The organism is Paenibacillus sp. EB106-06-01-XG199, from assembly GCF_058791575.1.
Genome location: NZ_JBYTDQ010000005.1, coordinates 395,086 through 417,189 on the forward strand (window position 1 = coordinate 395,086; position 22,104 = coordinate 417,189).

Here is a 22,104-nt window from a genome sequence, read left to right on the forward strand (position 1 = left end):
GTTTGTACCATGATTTTGGTAACACATTTGGTGTTAATTCTGGTGCTAAACTTTAGAATATATTAAGGGATACCAAAAAACCACGAAAGATTAAAATAAGGACAACCCCTTCTCTGACACTGATTTTAGGGAACTTACAGGGATGATGAGGGAGCATGAAATACGCACAAATACACGATGCTCACACCATTGAAAGGGAACGAACATCATAGCAAATTTCTGTTGACGCATCGCGAGCGCGAAGTATTCGAGCTTCTCGTGCAGGACAAAACAACACGGGATATTGCCGGATTGTTATTCATCAGTGAAAAAACCGTCCGCAACCACATCTCCAACGTCATGCAAAAACTAAACGTAAAAGGCCGTTCGCAAGCGGTTGTCGAGCTGATCAAGCTTGGGGAGCTGAAAATATAGCTGCCGTGCTTTCGCAGTGATGAATGCGTTTAAGCCTTCTTTTACCCTTCGGGGTGAGGGGAGGTTTTTTGTTTACTCACCAAAACAACTAAATAGTGAGTTAGATCACAAACTAATTTTTATGACATGATAAATTAAAGCTATTAAGGTAATTCAGGAGGATCTGTGATGACAAGATATGAACAGCAAAGGCGCTTTCTTAAATCTAATTTTCATGAATTTAAACATATAAAAACAGATAAGATCAAAGGAATTACACAACCGCCAATTGTTAAGCCATTTGAATCGAAATCACTAATTATTGATTTGCCAAAGGTGAGCAAAGACGTTGTGTGTACAGAGAATATTTTTGATTGTATAAATCAGAGAAGAAGTACAAGATTTTATTCAGCGGAAACTTTAAGTCTGGATGAGTTATCCTATTTATTATGGGCTACCCAAGGGATTACTGGTATTAATAAGAACGGACTTACGCTGCGAACTGTACCCTGCAGTGGGGCGACACACACATTTGAAACCTATTTAATTATTATGCGGGTAGAAGGCATTCAACAAGGAATTTACAGATACCTTCCTGTCGAACATCAGCTATTATTTATGTTTGAATTAGATGAACTTGAACAGAAGATTGATGCTATTACTTTAGATCAGCCATTTGTCCCTAACTTTGCAAAAAAGGCTTCTGTCCTGTTTGCATGGAGTACAACACCATATCGCTCCGAATGGAAGTATGATATATCAGCTCACAAAAAAATCCTCATCGATGTTGGACATGTATGCCAAAACCTTTATTTATCCAGTGAATCTATCGGTGCAGGTGCTTGCGCAATTGGAATTTATGATCAAAAGCTAATTGATGAGATTTTAGAATTAGACGGTGATGAAGAATTTGTTATCTATCTTGGCGCAGTTGGGAAGAAACGAGAATAGATTGTTTCCTGACCAATTTGTTTTGCTTCTATTCTTGACTATCACGAGGAAGAAGACAAGAAAATAATAACGGATGTTGCGCCTGTAAGGGTGATAGCCGAGAAGGATGCCAACAGAGAGTTTTTTAGTGCTGAGACTGGCAGTATTGTTTATCATACCTCCAATAAGGATTGTATCATTCATTTGCGAAAAGACCCTTTATTAAGAGTGAGACGCAAGGTATGAGGATTGAGTACGATGGACAACTCCCTACAGTCACGCTTACTGTCTGCTATCGTGGTCAAACTTTACAGGTAACAGATATTATTATTGACACGAAGATCTGGCGTGGACGGACTTTGAGGGCTATCCTTTCGAAGATGTGGGTTCGGGATTATACATCCGTAAATATGCGGTGGAAGAGGATTACCATGTGCTGGTCAGCGGCAGGAGCCTCGACAAGGCCCCTGATACGGTTTACCTTGTGAACCCGACCGGAGAGCAGAGCGATCTACGGCATGTGGAGGTTTGGAAGTTATAATTGGAAACGTAAATAAAAGGCCGTCAGCTCCGGAAGCTTAAGTTCCGGATATGGCGGCCTTATTTCATAAGAAGGTTAGTCAAGCTGTATCTGAAAGCTCATGTGGCTAGTGATATTTGATGGTCTTAATGCGTGACTCTTGTTCATAAGTAAGCGGGCTCGGGGTTTGAGGCGTGTGCAGGTGCCGCTGCACGGTGTATTCCATGTTCCGGTAATCTTCCTCTCCTGAAACGGTCCATGGCTGCCAAATACCGGATACCCAATTCTTAATTTCCTTTAGTCCTTCAAGCATTTCCTTCATCCTCCTTGAGCGATGAAATCAATAGATTTTTATTACCTTGGTTACGCTTACATTATAGCATGACTGATCTGTTTTTAAAAGAGGTGTCCACGGGAAAAAGACAAAATTTATAACTGAAAACAGATGTTTAAAAGGTTTTGTGTCTTCCTGAAAGATTGATGTCTCTATACAGAAGACACTCTCAAATCAAAGCATCCGTTTCATACGCATTCATAAATATCAATGAAAATTTTGGAGATACTACCTTAAATCTTATGGCGAAGGGCGTGGTTAATATCATGGATTCAGGTTCGCAGAATACTCTTACGCTCGGACATATTCTTAAAGAATTTGATCAATGTGCCGATTTGATTCACAGGACCTTTCCGGATATACAGACGGATATTGTGTACTTTCCAGCTATTGTGGACAATACCTTGTTTATCAAAGAAATTCTGGAGCCGTTTTCCCGCGTTCAGCTTCAAGAAGCCGAACAACTGTTCAAGCAGTCACAATTCCTTCAAGTGACTGATAGCAAAGCAGCGGTTATTGGCATCCTGGAGGGCTGTGTCGCTGTCTCTCACCGGGACAGCATTTATTTATTGAATGCTTATAAACCGGAGGCCCGCAATGTTCAGCAATCTGAGACGGAAACCATTATCGCGGGTCCCCACGATGCTTTTGTGGAGTCAGCATTAACAAACCTCTCCTTAATCCGCAGCAGAATAAAAAGCTCCCATTTAAAAATCAGAAAGTATTCTATCGGAGAAATATCCAAAACAAGTGTGTATGTTCTTTACATCGAGGATATTGCCAATCTGACCTTTGTTGAGGACCTGGAGCGGCGGATTCAAGGAATAGAAACAGATGCTATTAATGACGGAGGGACGTTGACCCAATTCATCGAAGATAGACCGAATTCGGTGTTCCCCCAATTTTTGACCACCGAAAGGCCGGATGTTGCTGTATCCAAGCTGGCTGCCGGGCGGATCATCACGATTATTGACAACAGCCCGACAGTCATCAGTGCTCCGGCCGCTTTTTTTGAATTTTTCTCCTCCCCGGATGATTACTACCAGCGCTGGACTTTGGGGACGGCTCTGCGGCTGTTGAGATTACTGGCCCTGATCATTACGATCACTTTTACAGCCATGTATGTCTCCGTAACCACCTTTCATTACGAGATGATCCCCGAAGCGCTGCTGAGAACGCTGGCGGAATCACGCAACAAGGTGCCCTTTCCACCTGTATATGAGGCACTGCTTATGGAGATCATGATTGAGCTGCTGAGGGAGGCGGGTGCGCGTCTCCCTAGCAAGATCGGACAAACAATCGGGATCGTAGGCGGTATTGTTATCGGACAAGCGGCAGTACAGGCCGGTCTGACCAGTAATGTGCTTATTATTGCTGTTGCTTCATCTGCTATCGCCTCTTTTGTCATTCCCAGCTATATGATGAGCGCCTCCATCCGTCTGATCCGCTTCGGGATTATCATCCTTACCGGAATATGGGGGAATATGGGACTTGTAATGGGAATCGCCCTGATTGTGATTCATTTATCCAACCTGACCAGTCTGGGCTCATCCTATATGATCCCTGTTGCACCTATGAAATCCGCTGATTGGAAGGATGTATTTATCCGTGCGCCATTCTCCATGTTAAGAACCCGGCCCTCACAGGCACAAACGTCTAATACGATCAGGCAAAAAAACAGAAAGTAGGAATGGCAGGCTATGATGGACAAACTTCGCCCCTTTCATATTACCGTTCTTGTCTATATGGCGCAGGCCGGGATCGTGATGTTTACGTTACCGCGCAGTCTGGCCGATTATTTTGGCACGAACGGCTGGCTGGTTCTGATCCCCTGTTTCCTGCTGTCGTCATTTAATATTTATTTGATTTCTCTGGTCTTTCGGCTAGGCAAGGGACGCTCCGTCTTTGAAATCATGGAACAGTCTATTCCTAAGTGGATACTCTATCCTTTTTACATAGGCTTAGCGTCTATCTGGCTGATCTTCGCCTGCATGATCGGGAAAAAGTATGTGCTGTTATTTCAGATGCTCTCTTTCCCGACTACGAATCCGATGATCTTCAAGCTTGCTATGGACATCCTTCTTTTTCTAATCATTATCAAAGGGATTTATTCGATATCCAAAACAGCAACGCTTTTTTTCTGGATGACGACATGGATGTTCCTGCTGCTGCTGTGGTTTTTTCCGGCCTTCCGCTGGGAGAGATTCACTCCGTTCATTCTCGAGGGTGGACATGACCAGGTTAAAGGGGGAATAGAAGTGTATGCCGCATTTTTGGGTTATGAACTGTCCATTCTGCTGTTTCCTTACGTGGAAAAAACGAAAAAGTCGATGACCGCCATTTATCTCGGTAACACAATTTTAACCCTATGCTACCTTTCTCTCTGTCTTATTTGTTTCGGCTTCTTCAGCCTGGGCCAGTTAAAAAAGCTGCTGTATCCCGTGCTTGATTTGCTGGCCTATATCCAGTTTCCATTCATTGAGCGGCTGGAAAATTTGCTCTACGGCTTTTTTCTCTTTTTAATTCTGATGACTGTCGCGATGTACTGGTGGGCGGCAGAGGAGGCTCTAAAGAGAATCGTACCGAAGTTAAAGACAACGGTACTGGTATTTGTAATGATTGCTGTTTCCTACGGTATCTCTTTTATCCCGAAGACTTTAGATGAGGTTAACGTCTGGATCACCAATCTGGGTTATGTGGCAGTTGGAATAGCCTTTGGATTTCCGAGCTTATTACTTATGGTGCTGTTAATTCAGGGAATTGGGAGGAGCTCAAATGAATAATAAGCTGTTCATTTCAATGACTGTTTTGCTGCTATTAACCGGCTGTGAAAGTGATGAACGGATTCTCGAAAAGCTGGGCATGGTGCAGACGTCAGGCTATGATTTGTTGGAAAACAGTAAGCTAAAGGTGACCTCCTGCGTTCCGGTAATTGATCCTAACTCCGCTATCCGCCGGGAACTGCTGACTGCGGAAGTGAACAGCATCAAGGAAGCGCGGCTGCATTTCTCAAGGCAGACCGACCTGAAGGTAGTCAGCGGACAGCTAAGAGAGTCCATGTTCGGAGCGAAGCTGGCAAAAGCAGGTGTGGAGGATTATATCGATACGCTGCTGCGCGATCCTTCCATCGCGCTCGGCGTCAGAGTAACTGTTGTTGAAGGTGATGCCGGAGAACTGTTGACCAAAAATTTCAAGCCGCATACAGATACTGGACGTTATATTACCCATATGCTGGAGAAAGAGGCTGCCGGCAACAGCATCCCGGCAACGACTTTTTATGAGTTTTCCAGGGATTACAACGATGAAGGAATTGATCCCGTTGCTCCCATAGTGAAGGATGACGGGAACAAGGTACTCATTGACGGTATTGCTTTGTTTCAAGAGGACCGTTATGTTACGAAAGTTTCGGCTAAGGACGGGATTATCTTCGGTCTATTCCGTGATGATCTGAGACAAGGAGAAATCGCAATCAATTTAGGGCAAGAGGACGGCAAGCAGGTCGTTGTCATGTTCAGCTCCTTGTTAAACAAACGTAAGATCAAAGTGCATCATCTGGGGGACGGGCGTTTTAAGATAGATCTCTCTGCCTCGATCAAGGGTTCGGTGCTTGAATATACCGGCAAGCAGAAGCTAAATGAGGAAAAGGATAGAAAGGAATTGGAGAAGCAGATTTCAGAATATATTACAGCCAAAGCCCAGAAAATGGTCCAGCAAATGCAGCAGTATAACGTGGACAGTCTCGGAATCGGTGTGCACGTCAGAAACAGCTTGTCCTACAAGAAGTGGAAGGCCCTGAATTGGAGAGAGGTATATCCTGAAATTGAGGTGGAGTGCCAGACGAAAGTCACTATTAAAGACTACGGGAAATATTCATAAAAGAGCTTGTCTGCGATTTATTTCAATTTAAAAATATACAAAATAGGACAATGGGTGTAAAATTGCAATTACTTAATGCTTCCCGGGGGAGCATGACGGTTTTTGCATGCCTATATGTGAATTAATGCGCATGGCAAGAGTACTAGAAAAGAGATGGAGGCTACGAGATTCATGGGGAGAAGAAACTGGAAACAAGTAATGATGCTGTTTTTGCTGGTCGCTGCGGTCAGTATGGTTGCCGCTGGCTGCGGAACTTCAAGCAATAATACTGTGTCGAAAAATACAGGAGCCGCTGCAGGGGAAGCAAAGGCGGACACGAATGCACCGGCTGAAGCGGTTACGGTGTCGCTTGGTCTGCTGCCTTCAATTGATGCCATTCCTTTCATCATTGCCCACGAGCAAGGTTTTGACAAGAAACATAACGTCAATCTGGATATCCAGACCTTTAAGAGTGCCAAGGACCGTGACGTGGCCTTCCAAGCTGGCAAGGTGGACGGATTGAGCGCTGATCTGGTGGCGATTTCCATCTACAACGAGGCCGGTCTGGACGTGAAGATTACCAGTACAACAACAGGTGAGTTTGATCTGCTGACCGGGAATGACGAAATCCAGGAAGTGAAGGATCTGAAGGGCAAAACGGTTATTCTGTCCAAGAATACCTCTACCCAATATACCGTTGCCATGATGCTGAAACAGGCAGGTCTGACGGAAGAGGATATTACAGTAACCGAGGTTCCGCAAATTCCGACGCGGCTGGAGCTGCTCAAGAATAAAAAAGCCGACGCGGCTGTTCTGCCTGAGCCATTCGTCACCATGGGCAAAACCTCGGGACTGCGTGTACTTAGCTCGACGGTATCAGCAGGCGTGAATCCGTTCGTGCTGGCGTTCCCGCAAAGTGCGATCGACGCTAAGGGACAAGCCATCCGCGATATGTACACAGCGTATGATGAGGCAGTGGAGTATATGAAATCCCATGACCAAGCGGAATATATTGATCTTATTATCAAAGAAGTAGGCTATCCAGACACACTGAAGGATGAAATTAAAGTCCCTGAGTACCTGCCTGCCTATCAGGTGGATGTGAAGGAAGTTGAGGCGGCATTTGCCTGGGCACGGGAAAAAGGCCTGCTGACCAAAGATATATCGGCTGAAGAAGTGATCTCCGATGTCCAGTTTAAGAAGTAGCGGACTCCGCATTAAAGAGCTTCAAGTTGAATATAAAAACGGTCAACTGGCTCTGGGACAAGTCAATCTGGATTTGCCGCAGCATGGCATTTATACGATAATCGGCCCCTCGGGCAGCGGTAAATCTACACTGCTGCGGGCGATTGCCGGCTTGCTGCCGGGTTATCAGGGCGAGCTGTTGTTCAACGGGAAATCCGTGCATGACAAAGAAACACTGATTGGCCTTGTTCCGCAGAACTACGGTCTGCTGCCCTGGAAGACCGTTCATGACAATATTCAAATGGCGATGAAGATTACCCGGCCTGCGGGCGGCAGCAAGCAAGAACGGGAAACGCAGATTCATCATTGGCTGACGTCGATGGGAATTTCCGAATTGAGTGGCCGTTATCCGCTTTCGCTGAGCGGCGGCCAGCAGCAGAGGGTAGCGATTGCCCGGGCATTTGCCATTCTGCCGACGATCCTGCTGCTGGACGAGCCTTTTTCAGCGCTCGATGTCATTACACGCGAAGCACTGCAGCAGATTTTTCTGGACAATTGGCTGGCTAACCCAACTACGACACTGTTTGTGACCCATGATGTGGAAGAAGCGATTCTGCTGGGCCAGAAAATTATCATCATGCCATCGGTCAAACAGGACACCCCGGAAATTCTCGACAATAGCGCTGTGTTCGGCATGAAGCATGAGGACAAGCGGGACAGTAATGAGTTTTTCGAGCAGACCAAGCAAATCAGAAAGGTAATGCAGGAGAAATGGTGAAAAAACAGCAGCTTCATCACGTGTTGCGTTTGTTGTTAGTATTCCTGTGTATGAATATCATCTGGTATATCGCCTACCTGCTGATGAATCATTCCATTCTGCCCAGCCCCGGATCTGTGTATAACGCGATGTTTCACTTGGGGGCCAGAGAGGTTATGCTGAATGTTGGCTACAGTCTGCTGCGGATCTTTGAAGGTGTTGCACTGGCACTGGTAATCGGTCTGCTGATCGGTCTGCTGATGGGCCGCTCACCGCTTTGGAACAGACTGCTCGATCCGGTCGTTTACCTGACCTATCCCATTCCCAAGATTGCTTTGCTGCCGGTGGTGATGCTGTTCTTCGGTCTTGGTGAAACCTCCAAAGTGCTGATGATTATGCTGATTCTGCTCTTTCAGGTCATCATCTCCGTGCGCGACGGCGTCAAGGCAATTCCTGACAGCACCTACGATGTGCTGACCAGCATCGGTGCAAGTGCGGGGCAGAAGTTCTGGAATGTGACGCTGCCCGGCGCATTGTCGGTCATACTCAGCACGATCCGGATTTCGCTCGGCACTGCGATTTCCGTGCTGTTCTTCACTGAGATTTACGGGACGGAGCATGGCATGGGCTTTTTCATTATGGATGCCTGGCTGCGGTTGGATTATCCGGAGATGTACGCGGGCATTATGCTGTTCAGCCTGGTCGGATTTGTGCTCTTCCTGCTCGTGGATGTACTGGATTATAAGTTTATGAAGTGGCGGAATTAATAGAACGAGGTATGAATATAAAGCTCACCTTTCCTATTATAACGCTATTACCGGCTTTCTTCGGGAAGCCGGTTTTTTTATATCGTTTTATACGCGGGCGGTGATTTTATGCAGTTGCTGTAATTTCCTGTCGCAAATATAATATGGAAAAAATATCTATTTTTCTTTATAATTAGAGGGTGTTTATTCGAAGACGCAAAGCTACAAAACTTTGAGGAGGATGACTTTTGAACAGCAACAGCAATCAGTTTATTCATCAGACCGCAAAAGCGGCATTGATTACTACAGTAGCGCTTGCGCTGCTGCTTCCCGCCGGGTTTGCTTCGGCGGAATCGGGCTTAGTGCCGCCTGCGGCATCAGCCGAGGCAAAGAGTGGCGGAACAGCGGCGAGTTCCGCAAGGGCGGATGCGGCCCTTGCCAAAATTACACAGGATGAGGCCGTTGCCAAACTGCGCGAGCTCTTCCCTGTTCTAAAAAGTGCAAACGTCACCCGTGTTCAGTTAGGCAACAACGATTACTATTCAGCTGGCACCACGCAGATGGCATGGACCATCGAATGGGAATATCAGGTAGACAGCGGGGGCTATGGGTTCTCCAGCATCATTGATGCCGTTACCGGGGATCTGATCAATACATATATTAATGTCCCCCTTGTGGATGATACCGCTTACTATCCTCCCAAGCTCTCGCGGGCGGAGGCTCTGGAGAAAGCACGAAGTTTTATTACCGCGGCAATGCCCTCGCTGAAGAGTGAAAATATTCAGCTGGTAGAATCGAGATTTTCAGATCTGGGCAGTGAAGTGCTTTTTGGTCCCGTCCAATATTCTTTTAATTTCAATATGCTGAGGAACGGGATACTTTCGGTTGCGGATGATTTAATCATCGGTATCAATGGGAACGGGGAGGTAATCAATTTCAACAAAATGTCCGCAGTGCAGGCATTACCGTCTGCCAAGCCGGCTATCTCCAAGGAACAAGCGAAGAAGACTTTCACGGATAACTTTAATGTCGGACTGTACTATACTCCGGTATACAAGAATGGAAACGTAGCAAGCTGGATACTTGGCTGGAAGGTGGAAGAGCAGGCCTTGTATTCGATTGATGCCCATACGGGGAAAAGACTGGACAACGAAGGCAAGGAAGCTTCGTCCATTCCCGTATCCCATGAGACCGTTCCGCTTGGCAAAGAGGTTTTCCAGCCGCTTGCTCCCGGCAAAGAGCTCACTGTGGAGGAAGCGGTCAAACTGGTAGAGAAGGTGGCTGCCCTTCCGAAGGACCGCAAGCTGGTCAGACAAGCGAAGAGCACCGCTTACCAGCGGCTGGATCAGAAGGTCTGGATGCTGACGTGGGGAGCGGATACGGAGGGGATGCAATCGGGAATGCCGCGCCATTCCTACGCGGAAATTAATGCGGTTACAGGCGAGATTACCCAGTTCCAAATGGAACAGTACATGTATGGGGAAGAGGCTAAGCCGCAGCCTGTTCCCGCAGGCAGCAAGAAGCTGACCCCGGCTGAAGCTAAGCAAAAGGCACTTGCGCTGGTCAACCGCATGTACAATAAAGCAAGCAGCAATCTTAAACTGGTTGAACATGGCGGAACATGGAGCGTGAAGCCTGACGGGAAGGGGTACCGTTATGAATTTATAAATTATTATCAGGGCATACCTGTAAGCGGCAATAATATTTCTATTGAACTTGATCTTTACGGTGGACTTCAAGCCTATACTGCCGGCGGCAGTTTAGATTATTCGAAGCTCACAGAAGTGCCGGCTCCGGCAATCTCTAAGGCGGAAGCGCTGCAAAGCTATCTTGGCCAGTATGACATGCAGCTGCAGTTTGTTCGTTTAGGCGGATATTCCGGTAATGGCGGCATTGGTGATTCGACAGTGAAGCTGGTATATGCCCCGCTCACGGCTGACAACGGTGAGATGAGTAAGGTGCTGGATGCCAATTCCGGGAAATGGGTTTCGCTCTACGAGCGTAACGGACGGACAGCAACTGCTGGTGAAGCTGTAGACCTGAAAGGGCACCCGGCCGAAAAACAACTGACCGAGCTGCTGAAATACAAAGTGCTTACTCTGGATGAAGGCGGCAAAGTAAATCCAGACCAGGAAATATCAACTGGGGATTGGTGGACGCTGATTGCAGACGCATCGACAACCTATTACAAGGGCTATTCGGGTGCGGAGAGCAAAACGGTGGCAGGTGTGAGTCCCGAAAGTCCATATTACGATACCATAAACTATGCCGTAAACCGTGGATGGATCAGCAGAGATACCGTGGTCCGGCCGGAGAGCAAGCTTAGCCGCGAAGAGTTGGCTGTCCAACTGTCTTTTTTTCTGAAGTATGGTAAGCTTTCCAGCTTCCTGGCGAATGATGCCGTCGTAAGCAGCTTCAGCGACAGCGCAGCTATCAACTATAAAGGTGCTGTGGCGCTTGCTGTGAAGCTTGGACTGCTGGAGGGCGAGAATGGAAAGTTCGACCCGCAGCGGATTGTAACCAAGGCGCAGGCTGCCATTGTTATCATGAAAATGGTGGAACTGCAGGGCAAGCTTGATCAGCCTATCGTATAATAGAACAGTTAAAAAAGAACGGAAAAAAGACCGGACCGGCAGGCACAGCTTACAGCTGCGGCCTTCCGGTCCGGTCTTTTCCTTCTATTCTTGCTGAAACGGTACCGTCCTTAAAAAAGACGGCAAAACCGTTTCCGCTTGGTAAAGCTTATTTACCAAGCTGTTTATCCACTTCTTTAACCGGATTTTCTCCAACGTTCTCTTCAACTTTATGGCTGCTCATGAACCATCCCGTAACGGCAATGAGAACCAGCACTACATAGAAGGTAGCTTTCCACCAGGTGCTGTGGGCGAAGTCCTCAGACAGGACACCCAGCGTCGGGTGAGCCAAGGTAATCACTGCAAGCTTGATTCCTACCCAGCCGACGATGAAGAAGGCTGCAACTTCAAGCCCTGGACGGGAATGCAGCAACTTAACGAAGAAGGAAGCCGCGAAACGCATAATAATCAGTCCGATAAATCCGCCGGCGAAGATGACGAGGAACTGTCCGCCGTCAAGGCCGCCGATGTGACCCATGCCGCTCGGTGGAAGTGCTACCGCAAGGGCAACTGCTGCGAGGATGGAATCGACGGCAAAAGCGATGTCAGCCACTTCTACCTTCAGAACTGTAAACCAAAAGCTGGATTTCTTCTTATTGACAGCGCCCGGAGAGCCGCTCTCATTAGCTTCTTCAGTGACCGGCTTCTTGAACAGCACTTTTCGGAAAATATGATTTCCCGCTATAAATAATAAGTAGAGTGCGCCGATGGCTTGTACCTGCCAGATGTCGACGAGATAAGAGATGATAAAAAGTGAACCAAACCGGAAGACAAACGCCCCTGCCAATCCATAAAAGAGGGCTTTTTTACGTTCCTCATCGGGAAGGTGTTTTACCATAATTGCCAGGACAAGTGCGTTGTCTGCGGCGAGTAGTCCTTCCAGTGCTACAAGAACGAGCAATACCCAGCCATATTCCAAAAATAATCCCCAATCCATTGCTGTTTCCCCCTCATTTGGATGAACATATTTAAGAAAACCCTGCAACACCAATAGTCTAACCAAATTTATATAAAAAAGACCTTTACCAAACAGATTAGCCTTTGGAATAAAGGTAACCTGATTGGTAAAGGTCTCGCTAACAATAGTTCATTGCCAATAAAGCCGGAGAATATCCTCATATTCTCGTATTGACGACTTTATTTAACAGCTACTCCCCTTTACGGGATATATTAAATTTTATTAGTTTTGGTTGCAGGATTGATCTAAAAGTATCATATATGAGCCGAAGGCTATTGTCAATGCCTCCTGAAAATTAGTATCAATGAAAAATGGCAGGGATGGAAACGGAAACATGATACATAAATGTTATGTAAGTTTACATGTGGTATGACGAAACTGCAAACACAAGGAATAATAAGGCTATTTTAGCTTAAACATAATTGACGGTATGGAGGTTTGAAAATATTATGAGAGTAATCAAAGCGATTGAGTGAGTTTGAAGTTATGAAATGTAACATACTAATCCCGTTCATGCTTAAAGTCTTCTAAGTGTAAAGATTTCAGGATGTTAAGCTCCGTTAAACAAAGCATATGCTTCCGAAGCGAGTTTTACTCGAAGTCAAATCAAGGAAGTAATGCTCGTAAAACAAAGCATATGCTTCCGAAGCGAGTTTCACTCGAAGTCAAATCAAGGAAGTAATGCTCGTAAAACTTTTAGGAGGTGGGAAATAATGCAGCCGTCGTGTATATCAAATGAAGCAGAGGAGGAGATTAGCCGCCACCCTTGCTACAGCGAGGAAGCCCACCGGTTTTATGCCAGAATGCACATCCCGGTTGCTCCCGCCTGCAACATCCAGTGCAATTACTGCAACCGCAAGTTCGACTGTGTGAATGAGAGCAGGCCGGGTGTGGTCAGTGAGGTACTGTCGCCGGAGCAGGCGGAACGCAAGGTAAAAGGGGTTGCAGCGCAGCTTATGCAGCTCTCGGTGGTTGGTGTGGCCGGACCTGGAGATCCGCTGGCAAATCCGGAACAGACCTTCGATACGTTTGCCCGGGTCAAAAGACATGTGCCTGATGTGTCCTTATGCCTTAGCACGAATGGACTTACCCTTTACCGGCATGTGGATGAGATTATCGAGCTGGGCATCCGCCATGTCACGATCACCATCAACGCCATTGATCCGGATGTCGGCCGCGAAATCTATCCTTGGGTATTCGATGAGGGAGTGCGGTACGAAGGGAGAGAAGCGGCGGAGCTGCTGATCAGCCGCCAGCTTCAAGGTCTTGAAATGCTGGCGAAGCTCGGAATTCTGGTAAAGGTCAACTCCATTATGATTCCGGGGGTCAATGATCATCATCTGCCTGCAGTGTCCAAAAGAGTAAAAGAGCTTGGGGCCACACTGCATAATGTAACTCCGCTGATTATCGCGCCGGGCAGCCAGTATGAAGCGGACGGACGCAAAGCGCCCCGTCCCAAGGAATTGCACAATCTGCAGGAGCTGCTTGGGCGTGACGGCATGAAGGTTATGCGCCACTGCCGGCAATGCCGGGCCGATGCTATTGGACTGCTGGGCCAGGACCGCAACCAGGACTTTCCCCTGGAGGCGATGGAGGACGATCCGGCAATCAATGAAGCAGCCAGGACGCAGTTCCAACATGATCTGGATGCCAAAATCCGCGAACGCGTCAAAATGAGGCGGGCAAGACTCATGCAGGAGAATGCTCTCAAGATTAGAGTCGCTGTAGCTACTAGAGGCGGTGACAAGGTCAATCAGCATTTTGGGCATGCGACCGAATTCCTGGTGTACGATACCGACGGAGCGGAGGTACAGCTGCTCGGTGTCCGCAAGATCCAAGCGTACTGCCATGGCAAAGCAGATTGCAACGGCGATAAAGCCGCCACGCTGCAGGAAATCATCTCCATTCTTAGTGACTGCCGCATTCTTCTCTGCTCCGGTATCGGCGAAGGCCCACGGGCCAGCCTGAACAAAGCCGGAGTATTGCCTCTCGTCCGCAAAGGTGGAATACAGGAAGCTATTCTCGAAAGCGTCAAGTACAGCTCTTATTTTGAAAATATAAACATTTCGAAGGGATGATGGAAAATGAGACAAATCGCTTTCTATGGTAAAGGCGGTATCGGTAAATCGACAACTTCACAAAACACCCTGGCTCAGCTGGCTACAAAATTCGGACAAAAAATTATGATCGTCGGCTGCGACCCCAAAGCCGACTCCACCCGCCTTATCTTGAATACCAAAGCCCAACAAACCGTGCTTCATCTGGCGGCTGAGCTTGGCTCCGTAGAGGATCTGGAACTGGATGATGTACTGCAAACCGGCTTCGGCGACATCATTAATGTTGAGTGCGGTGGACCTGAACCGGGTGTAGGCTGCGCGGGACGCGGGATTATAACGGCAATCAACTTCCTGGAGCAGGAAGGCGCTTATTCCGATCTGGATTTCGTATCCTATGACGTACTGGGCGACGTTGTCTGCGGCGGCTTCGCAATGCCGATCCGCGAAAACAAGGCGCAGGAGATTTACATCGTCTGTTCCGGGGAGATGATGGCGATGTACGCTGCCAACAACATCGCACGCGGTATCTTGAAATATGCCACCAGCGGCGGTGTGAGATTGGGCGGCCTGATCTGCAACAGCCGCAACACGGACCGTGAAGACGAGCTCATTATGGAGCTTGCCCGCCGCCTGAATACGCAAATGATTCACTTTGTGCCGCGTGATAATGTCGTTCAGCATGCTGAGCTGCGCAGAATGACCGTTGCCCAATATAATCCGGAGCATGCTCAAGCCAAGGAATATGAAATCCTGGCGGAGAAGATTCTGAACAATAAAATGCTGACGATTCCGACCCCGATTACGATGGAAGAGCTGGAGGAACTGCTGATGGAATTCGGCATCATCGAAGACGAAGAAGCCGCCATCCAGAAGCTGCAGGCTTCCGGCCAATAAGCCGCAGGCGGTGTTTACACGAAATCCGGTGAACGGGAGTGGAGAGACGGCTGATTCACCGGAATCGCTCATTGTGGCACGAGAAGCCACGCAGGCGGCTAAGGCTTCCTGCACTACGAAAAGGAGGGTCAGCAAATGGGACTGGATATCGAGGCGAATAAAAAGCTGGTTGAAGATGTGCTGGAAGCCTACCCCAAAAAAGCGAAGAAAGACCGGGAAAAGCATTTTCAGATCAATACGGAAGAAGCGAAAACCTGCGGTACATGTGCGCTGAAGTCCAATATTAAATCCCGTCCCGGCGTCATGACGCCGCGCGGATGCTCTTATGCAGGATCTAAAGGCGTGGTATGGGGACCGATCAAGGATATGGTTCATATCAGCCATGGTCCTATCGGGTGCGGCCAATACAGCTGGGGTACCCGCCGCAACTATGCCAGCGGGACGCTTGGAATTGACAACTTTACCGCCATGCAGATTACAAGCGATTTCCAGGAGACGGATATCGTCTTCGGCGGAGATAAGAAGCTAGAAGTGATTATGCGTGAGATTACCGAGATGTTTCCGCTCGCCAAGGGGATTTCTGTTCAATCCGAGTGTCCGGTCGGTCTGATCGGCGATGATATTGAAGCAGTATCCAAAAAAATGGCCAAAGAGCTGGAGATGCCGATCGTTCCGGTGCGCTGCGAAGGGTTCCGGGGTGTGAGCCAGTCGCTGGGCCATCATATTGCCAACGATGCAATCCGTGACTTCGTGCTCGGCAAAGCTGAACTGGCTGAAACCGGCCCTTACGATGTCAATATTATCGGCGATTATAATATCGGCGGTGATGCCTGGGCTTCCCGTATCCTGCTGGAAGAAATGGGTCTTCGCGTCATTGCCCAGTGGTCCGGCGACGGTACCTTGAATGAGCTGGAAATCGCCCATAAGGCGAAGCTGAACCTGATTCACTGCCACCGCTCCATGAACTACATGGTTGAGCATATGGAGAAGGCCTACGGTATTCCTTGGATGGAATACAACTTCTTTGGACCTTCCAAAACGTATGAGAGCCTGCGCGCCATCGCCGCTTTGTTTGACGAGACGATCCAGGAGAATTGCGAGAAGATGATCGCGAAGCATAAACCGGAAATGGATGCGATTATTCATAAATTCAGACCGCGGCTGGAAAATAAAAAAGTGCTCCTGATGATCGGCGGTTTGCGTTCCCGCCATACGATCGGCGCTTATGAGGATCTCGGCATGGACATCGTGGCTTCCGGCTATGAATTTGCCCATAAAGATGATTACGAGAAGACCTTTCCGATGATGAAGGAAGGCACGATCATCATCGATGATCCAACGGCGTATGAACTCGAAGAGCTCGCACAGAAAATGAATGTTGACCTTGTGGGCTCGGGGGTTAAGGAGAAATATGTATACCACAAGATGGGGGTTCCGTTCCGCCAGATGCACTCCTGGGATTACAGCGGTCCGTATCATGGCTTCGACGGCTTCAAGATTTTTGCCAAAGACATGGATATGACCGTGAACAGCCCGGTGTGGAATCTGATTAGCAAGAAGGAAAAAGTCCAGGCAGAGGGGGCGAGCATATGAGCAAAGACAGACTGGAGATTCCGGATTATAACTCTTTGTTCTCGGAAGACCGCTTCGTGCAGCAGCGGGAGAATAAAAGGCAGTTCGAAGCGCCCTGCAGCGAGCAGGAAACGGCTGAAGCACTCGCTTACTCTCAATCTGCGGAGTATATGGAGAAGAACTTTAACCGTAAAGCGGTTGTCATCAATCCGCATAAAGCCTGCCAGCCGCTTGGCTCGATCATGGCCGCGCTCGGCTTTGAGAAGACCCTGCCCTTCATTCACGGTTCGCAGGGGTGCAATTCTTATTTCCGCAGCCATCTAAGCCGTCATTTCAAAGAGCCTACCCCTGCTGTTTCTTCTTCCATGACCGAGGATGCGGCTGTATTTGGCGGCATGAGCAATCTGATTGACGGTCTGGAGAACAGTATTGCTCTCTACAAACCGGAGATGGTTGCGCTTTGTACGACCTGTATGGCCGAGGTTATCGGCGACGACCTGTCCTCCTTCATCGGCAATGCCCGTCAAAAGGGTGTGATTTCGGAAGACTTCCCGGTTGCTTTCTGCAACACGCCAAGCTTTGTCGGATCACACATCACCGGGTATGATTCGATGCTGAAAGGAATCCTCAGCTATCTGTATGACCGCTCAGGCATTCAGGCTGCTCCGGGAAGCGGCGAAGAAACGGGGGAAAAGCTGAATGTTATGCTCGGCTTCGAGCCTTACACCGGCAACTTTGCGGAAATCCGTAAAATTCTGAATGCCTTTGATACCAAATATACGTTCCTTGGCGATCACAGCGGCAACTATGACTCTCCGGCTACGGGAGAATACGAATATTATTACGGTGGAACGAAGCTTGAAGATGTTCCTCTGGCCGCTAACGCGCTCGCTACGCTGTCGCTCCAGAAATACACGCTCAAAAAGACGCAGGATTATATCGGCGGAACCTGGAAGCAGCCGATTGCTGCGATGTCCACACCGCTAGGCATTACAGGAACCGACAAGCTGCTGGATACCATTAGTGAGCTGACGGGTCTTCCAGTTCCTGCATCGCTTACTGAAGAACGCGGCCGGGTAGTGGATGCCCTTACGGACAGCCACCCTTACATTCACGGCAAGCGGGTGGCACTGGCCGGCGATCCCGACCTGCTCATCGGACTCATCGGGTTCTGTCTGGAAACCGGTATGGAGCCTGTGCATATCGTCTGCTCGAATGGGGATGTGGACTTCAATGATGTGAAATTCAAGGAGGAAGCCGAGGCGCTGCTGGCCTCCAGTCCGTACGGCACGGAAGCCACCGTTTATATCGGCAAAGACCTGTGGCATATGCGTTCACTGCTGCTGAACGATCCGGTGGATCTGGCGGTCGGCAGCTCGCATCTGAAGTTCGCAGCCAAGGATGCGAATGTGCCGCTGATCCGGGTGGGGTTCCCAATCTTTGACCGTCATCACATGCACCGTTATCCGATTCTTGGATACCAAGGTGCACTGAATTTGCTCAGTCTGATCGTTAATACTGTTCTGGATGAGCTTGACCGCAACCATTCCGGGTTCAACTTTGATCTGGTACGTTAAGAGGAAACACACATAGATGCAGGATTGCCTGTAGTAAGCATCCACCTTTAACGAAGGAGATGAAGAGCCGATGGACCCTGTGCGAAAAGACGAATTTGATTCCGAGGCTTGCGGGAGCCTCTCCCCCAAATCGAAGCCTTGTCCGCGGCCCAAACCGGGTGAAGCGGCCGGAGGCTGCTCCTTCGACGGAGCCCAAATCACATTGCTGCCGATTATGGATGCCGCGCATCTTGTCCATGGTCCGATTGCCTGTGCCGGGAACAGCTGGGAGAGCAGAGGGGCGTTGTCCAGCGGGCCTTCTCTGTCCCAGTATGGCTTTGCTACGGATCTTAATGATTCCGATATTATTTTTGGCGGGGAAAAGAAACTGAAGGAAAGTATCGACTATATTGCCGGGCGCTTTGCGCCTCCGGCAATATTTGTATATTCAACCTGTGTGACGGCTCTGATCGGCGAAGATATGGATGCTGTATGCAAGGAGGCAGGAGAACGGCTGCATATCCCTGTTATTCCCGTGAACAGCCCGGGTTTTGTCGGCAGTAAGAATCTGGGCAACCGGCTGGCAGGTGATGCTCTGCTTCAGTATGTGATCGGAACAGGGGAACCGGAGCCGGACACTCCGCTCGGCGTCAATTTGATCGGTGAATATAATATTGCCGGTGAAATGTGGGATATCGAGAAGCTGATGAACAGTGCCGGAATCGCCGTAACCTCGCGTATTACAGGAGATGCCAGATATAAGGAGATTACCTGGGCGCACCGTGCCAAGGTGAATATGGTGGTCTGCAGCCGCGCGCTGCTCGGTCTTGCCAAAGAGATGGAGTCGAGATATGGCATCCCTTATTTTGAGGGCTCTTTCTACGGGGCCAAGGAAACGACGTATTCCCTGCGCCAAATGGCGTATCTGATGAATGACCGTGAAATGGAGCGCCGGGTTGACCGGTTGACCGAGCGTGAAGAAAGCCGGCTGGCTATGGATTTGCGTCCGTACCGCAAGCTGCTGAAAGGAAAAAAGGCGGTGCTGTACACCGGCGGCGTTAAAAGCTGGTCCGTGATTTCCGCACTTAAAGAACTGGGTGTTCAGGTGGTTGGAGTCGGCACGAACAAAAGCACAGAGGATGATGTGCGGCGTATTGCCGACCGGGTGGGCGATGACACCGAATATATTCCGGAAGGCGGTGCGGGCCGGATTCTCAAAACTGTACGGGAACGTAAAGCTGATATCATGATCGCCGGCGGGCGCAATATGTATGTGGCGATGAAAGAGCAAATTCCTTTTATTGATATCAACCAGGAGAGGCACAAGGCTTACGCCGGGTATGAGGGGCTGCTGCGGCTGGCCAAGGAGCTGACATATTCCCTGGCGAATCCAATCTGGAAGCTGGCGTCCAGTCCTGCTCCCTGGGATAAGGAGGCTCCGCCCTATGACCGTTAACCGGAGAAAAAAGCCCGCCTCGGTCAATCCGATCAAGATTGGCCAATCGCTGGGGGCTGTTCTGGCCCTTCAAGGCTGCTACCGCGCCATGCCGCTGATCCACGGCTCCCAAGGCTGTTCCGCTTTTCCCAAAGCACTGCTTACCCGGCATTTCCGCGAGCCAATCGCCGTACAGACCTCGGCGCTGCAGGAAATGGATGTTATTTTCGATGCTAACCGCAATTTGGAGGAGGCGCTCAATCTTGTGCTGAGTAAGCACCGGCCCGATATTATCGGCATTGTGGGAACGGAATTGACCGATGTGGCCGGAGTGGACTACCAAAGCCTGCTCAAGATGTATAAGCGGGAACGCAATATGCGCGGCGGGCTGGCGTTCTCCGTCGTGCTGCCCGACTTTCGGGGCTCATTGGAGTCCGGGTTCAGCACTACAGTGGAGGCGATGATCGACGAGATGATCCAGCAGGTTGGACACCGGGGTTCGAGGAATGTGAATACCCGCCAGATTACGCTGCTTCCGGGTTCCTTTCTGACACCTGCAGATGTGATGGAGCTGAAGGAAATGATCTCCTCCTTCGGATTTGACGTCATTGCTGTACCGGATATATCCACCTCGCTGTCCGGTCATCTCCTGACCGGGTTTTCCGCGCTGACCCGAGGCGGTGTGCCGCTGGATTCCATGCTGCAGAGCCTGCAGTCCGGCCTGACGATTGCCGTCGGAGCCAGCATGGAACGTCCGGCCAGAAGGCTGCACAATGCACTGGGCACACCCTACAAGGTATTTAATGGAGCCATGGGGCTCAAGGCAACAGATGATCTGCTGCATTTCCTGCATCAGATCAGCGGCGAGCCGGTGCCGCTCCGTTATTGCTGGCAGCGGGAGAACCTGCTTGACAGTATGCTGGATGCGCATTTCCAATTTGCCGGAATGTCGGTGGTGGCCGCACTTGAGCCGGATCATCTGTATTCCGTCTCAAGCTGGCTTGAGGAACTGGGTATGGAACAAAAGGCGCTGATTGCATCCTATGAAACTCCGGTTGTTGCAGGTATGGAGCGGGAGGTATGGGTAGGTGATCTGGATGATGCCGAGGTGCTCGGAAAAGACGCGGATTTATGGATCAGCAATTCGCATGGGATCGCAGGAGCAGAACGTATTGAAGCTGCATTTCTGGCGGCTGGGTTTCCGGTCTGGAGCGAGCTTGGGGCGTATATGTCCGTTTCGGCCGGCTACAGGGGCGCTATGGAATGGAGTAATAAAGCCGGGAATTTGTTGATGCGAAGGGAGGCTGAGCGCCGTGAAGGTAGCGTTCGCCACAGATGACGGAAACCGTGTAAATGCCCATTTCGGGCAAAGCCCAATGTTCGCTGTTTACAATGTGACCAAAAATGGCGGAGAGCTCTTGGAGCTGCGCAAGCTCCCCGCTTTGCTCAATGAAGATGAAGCGGGCAGGATCGACAGCCGCCTGGAGGCGATAGGTGATTGTACCCTGATCTTCATTATGCAGATCGGGGCCTCCGCAGCGGCGAGGGTCACCCGCCGCAAGATTATGCCGGTGAAGGTACCCTTTGGCAGTCCGATTGATGAGCAGGTGAAACGGCTGGTGGAAATGCTTCAGGGCAAACCGCCCATGTGGCTGGCTAAGGTGCTGCGGGCGGAAGAAGAAGGCGAAGGGGAGGGAGCAGATGGAACCCATGGCTAAGACGAACATTAGTCTGTCGGGAGAAGCGGCTCAAGAAGGCGCGGCAGTACAACGCCGCAGCCGCTCCAGCCGCAAGCCGCTGGATCCGGATACGGCGGATGCTTTTGTCCGGCGTTTATGCCATCTGCTGGATACGGAAGACTTCTTTGGCAAATACGCTTCCTTTACGCCGCAGGCAAAGATCGCCAAGCAGTTTCTGGCCTCCGCCGAGGATAAAAGCAAGTCGGAATTCAACTGTGCTGTATCTCCGGAAGTGCGGCATCAGGTGCCGCTCGTCTTTCAGGCTATCGCCGGTGTGGTGGAAGAAAAAAGCGGCGTTATCGTACAGAGCACCGCCGAGATTAATGGAGAAGGCTTCGGGCGCGGGCTGCTGTACACCGGCCGCGTGATCCTCGTTCTCAAAAGCCTGCGGGCCGGGTTCCCCTTTCCGTTCACGGCGGAAGAGAAGCTGATCCGCTACGGGGTGGAGTGTGTGGAGGAAGGGCTGGCTTATTTGCATAAATATAAGGAAATTACGGCCCTGCACGGTTTGCTTAGCCTGGAGGGCTAGCCAGTAAATGA

19 protein-coding genes are annotated in these 22,104 nt (G+C 49.5%); 17 read left to right on the plus strand and 2 right to left on the minus strand.

The genetic code is table 11. The features are described 5' to 3' along the window. The first annotated feature begins 189 nt into the window (after nt 1–189). Together AC3WT9_RS20355 and AC3WT9_RS20360 are read left to right on the plus strand one after the other, a co-directional pair. The gene (locus tag AC3WT9_RS20355; RefSeq protein ID WP_019908812.1) at nt 190–414 is read left to right on the plus strand and encodes a helix-turn-helix domain-containing protein; all 225 of its coding nucleotides are present in this window, start codon (nt 190–192) and stop codon (nt 412–414) included. 168 nt (nt 415–582) lie between these two features. After that, nucleotides 583–1,344 (plus strand): SagB/ThcOx family dehydrogenase, encoded by a 762-nt coding sequence (locus tag AC3WT9_RS20360; RefSeq protein ID WP_341095967.1) that lies wholly within the window; start codon nt 583–585, stop codon nt 1,342–1,344. A gap of 626 nt (nt 1,345–1,970) precedes the next feature. On the opposite strand, the gene AC3WT9_RS20365 is transcribed toward AC3WT9_RS20360, so the two are convergent. Then, on the minus strand, nt 1,971–2,156 hold the full coding sequence (locus AC3WT9_RS20365) for a hypothetical protein (RefSeq protein ID WP_038595962.1): 186 nt from the start codon (nt 2,154–2,156) through the stop codon (nt 1,971–1,973). Between the two features lie 287 nt (nt 2,157–2,443). On the opposite strand from AC3WT9_RS20365, the gene AC3WT9_RS20370 reads away from it, so the two are divergent. The 7 genes from AC3WT9_RS20370 to AC3WT9_RS20400 all read left to right on the plus strand — a co-directional run bounded on the left by AC3WT9_RS20370 (nt 2,444) and on the right by AC3WT9_RS20400 (nt 11,314). After that, nucleotides 2,444–3,865 carry a spore germination protein gene (locus tag AC3WT9_RS20370; protein ID WP_492407897.1) on the plus strand — a complete coding sequence of 474 codons (1,422 nt, stop codon included), beginning with the start codon at nt 2,444–2,446 and terminating at the stop codon, nt 3,863–3,865. 12 nt (nt 3,866–3,877) lie between these two features. Beyond that, entirely contained in the window at nt 3,878–4,960 is a 1,083-nt protein-coding gene (locus AC3WT9_RS20375) for a GerAB/ArcD/ProY family transporter (RefSeq protein WP_341095965.1), read from the plus strand. Further along, nucleotides 4,953–6,053 (plus strand): Ger(x)C family spore germination protein, encoded by a 1,101-nt coding sequence (locus tag AC3WT9_RS20380; protein WP_341095963.1) that lies wholly within the window; start codon nt 4,953–4,955, stop codon nt 6,051–6,053. The genes AC3WT9_RS20375 and AC3WT9_RS20380 overlap by 8 nt, the downstream gene beginning before the upstream one ends. A gap of 171 nt (nt 6,054–6,224) precedes the next feature. After that, nucleotides 6,225–7,238, plus strand: a complete 1,014-nt coding sequence (locus tag AC3WT9_RS20385) for an ABC transporter substrate-binding protein (protein ID WP_341095962.1) — start codon at nt 6,225–6,227, stop codon at nt 7,236–7,238. Further along, complete coding sequence (locus tag AC3WT9_RS20390) at nt 7,219–7,995, plus strand: ABC transporter ATP-binding protein (protein ID WP_341379694.1); 777 nt, start codon at nt 7,219–7,221, stop codon at nt 7,993–7,995. Before AC3WT9_RS20385 ends, AC3WT9_RS20390 begins: the two co-directional genes overlap by 20 nt. Next, nucleotides 7,989–8,741: an ABC transporter permease gene (locus AC3WT9_RS20395; protein WP_492407898.1), complete on the plus strand. Its 753-nt coding sequence runs from the start codon at nt 7,989–7,991 to the stop codon at nt 8,739–8,741. The genes AC3WT9_RS20390 and AC3WT9_RS20395 overlap by 7 nt, the downstream gene beginning before the upstream one ends. Before the next feature lie 227 nt (nt 8,742–8,968). After that, complete coding sequence (locus tag AC3WT9_RS20400) at nt 8,969–11,314, plus strand: S-layer homology domain-containing protein (RefSeq protein ID WP_341379693.1); 2,346 nt, start codon at nt 8,969–8,971, stop codon at nt 11,312–11,314. 148 nt (nt 11,315–11,462) lie between these two features. Here AC3WT9_RS20400 and AC3WT9_RS20405 read toward each other — a convergent pair whose 3' ends face one another. Further along, nucleotides 11,463–12,290 (minus strand): TerC family protein, encoded by an 828-nt coding sequence (locus AC3WT9_RS20405; RefSeq protein WP_341379692.1) that lies wholly within the window; start codon nt 12,288–12,290, stop codon nt 11,463–11,465. A 734-nt stretch (nt 12,291–13,024) separates the two neighbouring features. Here AC3WT9_RS20405 and nifB point away from each other — a divergent pair. The 8 genes from nifB to AC3WT9_RS20445 all read left to right on the plus strand — a co-directional run bounded on the left by nifB (nt 13,025) and on the right by AC3WT9_RS20445 (nt 22,093). Next, a complete protein-coding gene (gene nifB / locus AC3WT9_RS20410) occupies nt 13,025–14,389 on the plus strand; it encodes a nitrogenase cofactor biosynthesis protein NifB (protein ID WP_341095954.1) in 1,365 nt (454 codons plus the stop codon). Nucleotides 14,390–14,395: 6 nt separating this feature from the next. After that, entirely contained in the window at nt 14,396–15,262 is an 867-nt protein-coding gene (gene nifH, locus AC3WT9_RS20415; protein ID WP_341095951.1) for a nitrogenase iron protein, read from the plus strand. Between the two features lie 135 nt (nt 15,263–15,397). Next, on the plus strand, nt 15,398–16,855 hold the full coding sequence (gene nifD, locus AC3WT9_RS20420) for a nitrogenase molybdenum-iron protein alpha chain (RefSeq protein WP_492407899.1): 1,458 nt from the start codon (nt 15,398–15,400) through the stop codon (nt 16,853–16,855). Continuing rightward, nucleotides 16,852–18,411 carry a nitrogenase molybdenum-iron protein subunit beta gene (gene nifK, locus AC3WT9_RS20425; RefSeq protein ID WP_341379690.1) on the plus strand — a complete coding sequence of 520 codons (1,560 nt, stop codon included), beginning with the start codon at nt 16,852–16,854 and terminating at the stop codon, nt 18,409–18,411. The genes nifD and nifK overlap by 4 nt, the downstream gene beginning before the upstream one ends. Before the next feature lie 70 nt (nt 18,412–18,481). Beyond that, a complete protein-coding gene (gene nifE / locus AC3WT9_RS20430; RefSeq protein ID WP_341095947.1) occupies nt 18,482–19,846 on the plus strand; it encodes a nitrogenase iron-molybdenum cofactor biosynthesis protein NifE in 1,365 nt (454 codons plus the stop codon). Beyond that, the gene (gene nifN, locus AC3WT9_RS20435; RefSeq protein ID WP_341379689.1) at nt 19,836–21,164 is read left to right on the plus strand and encodes a nitrogenase iron-molybdenum cofactor biosynthesis protein NifN; all 1,329 of its coding nucleotides are present in this window, start codon (nt 19,836–19,838) and stop codon (nt 21,162–21,164) included. Before nifE ends, nifN begins: the two co-directional genes overlap by 11 nt. Next, nucleotides 21,139–21,543 (plus strand): nitrogen fixation protein NifX, encoded by a 405-nt coding sequence (nifX, locus tag AC3WT9_RS20440; protein WP_341379688.1) that lies wholly within the window; start codon nt 21,139–21,141, stop codon nt 21,541–21,543. The genes nifN and nifX overlap by 26 nt, the downstream gene beginning before the upstream one ends. Next, nucleotides 21,527–22,093 carry a DUF269 domain-containing protein gene (locus AC3WT9_RS20445; protein ID WP_341379687.1) on the plus strand — a complete coding sequence of 189 codons (567 nt, stop codon included), beginning with the start codon at nt 21,527–21,529 and terminating at the stop codon, nt 22,091–22,093. Before nifX ends, AC3WT9_RS20445 begins: the two co-directional genes overlap by 17 nt. The last annotated feature ends 11 nt before the right edge of the window (nt 22,094–22,104 follow it).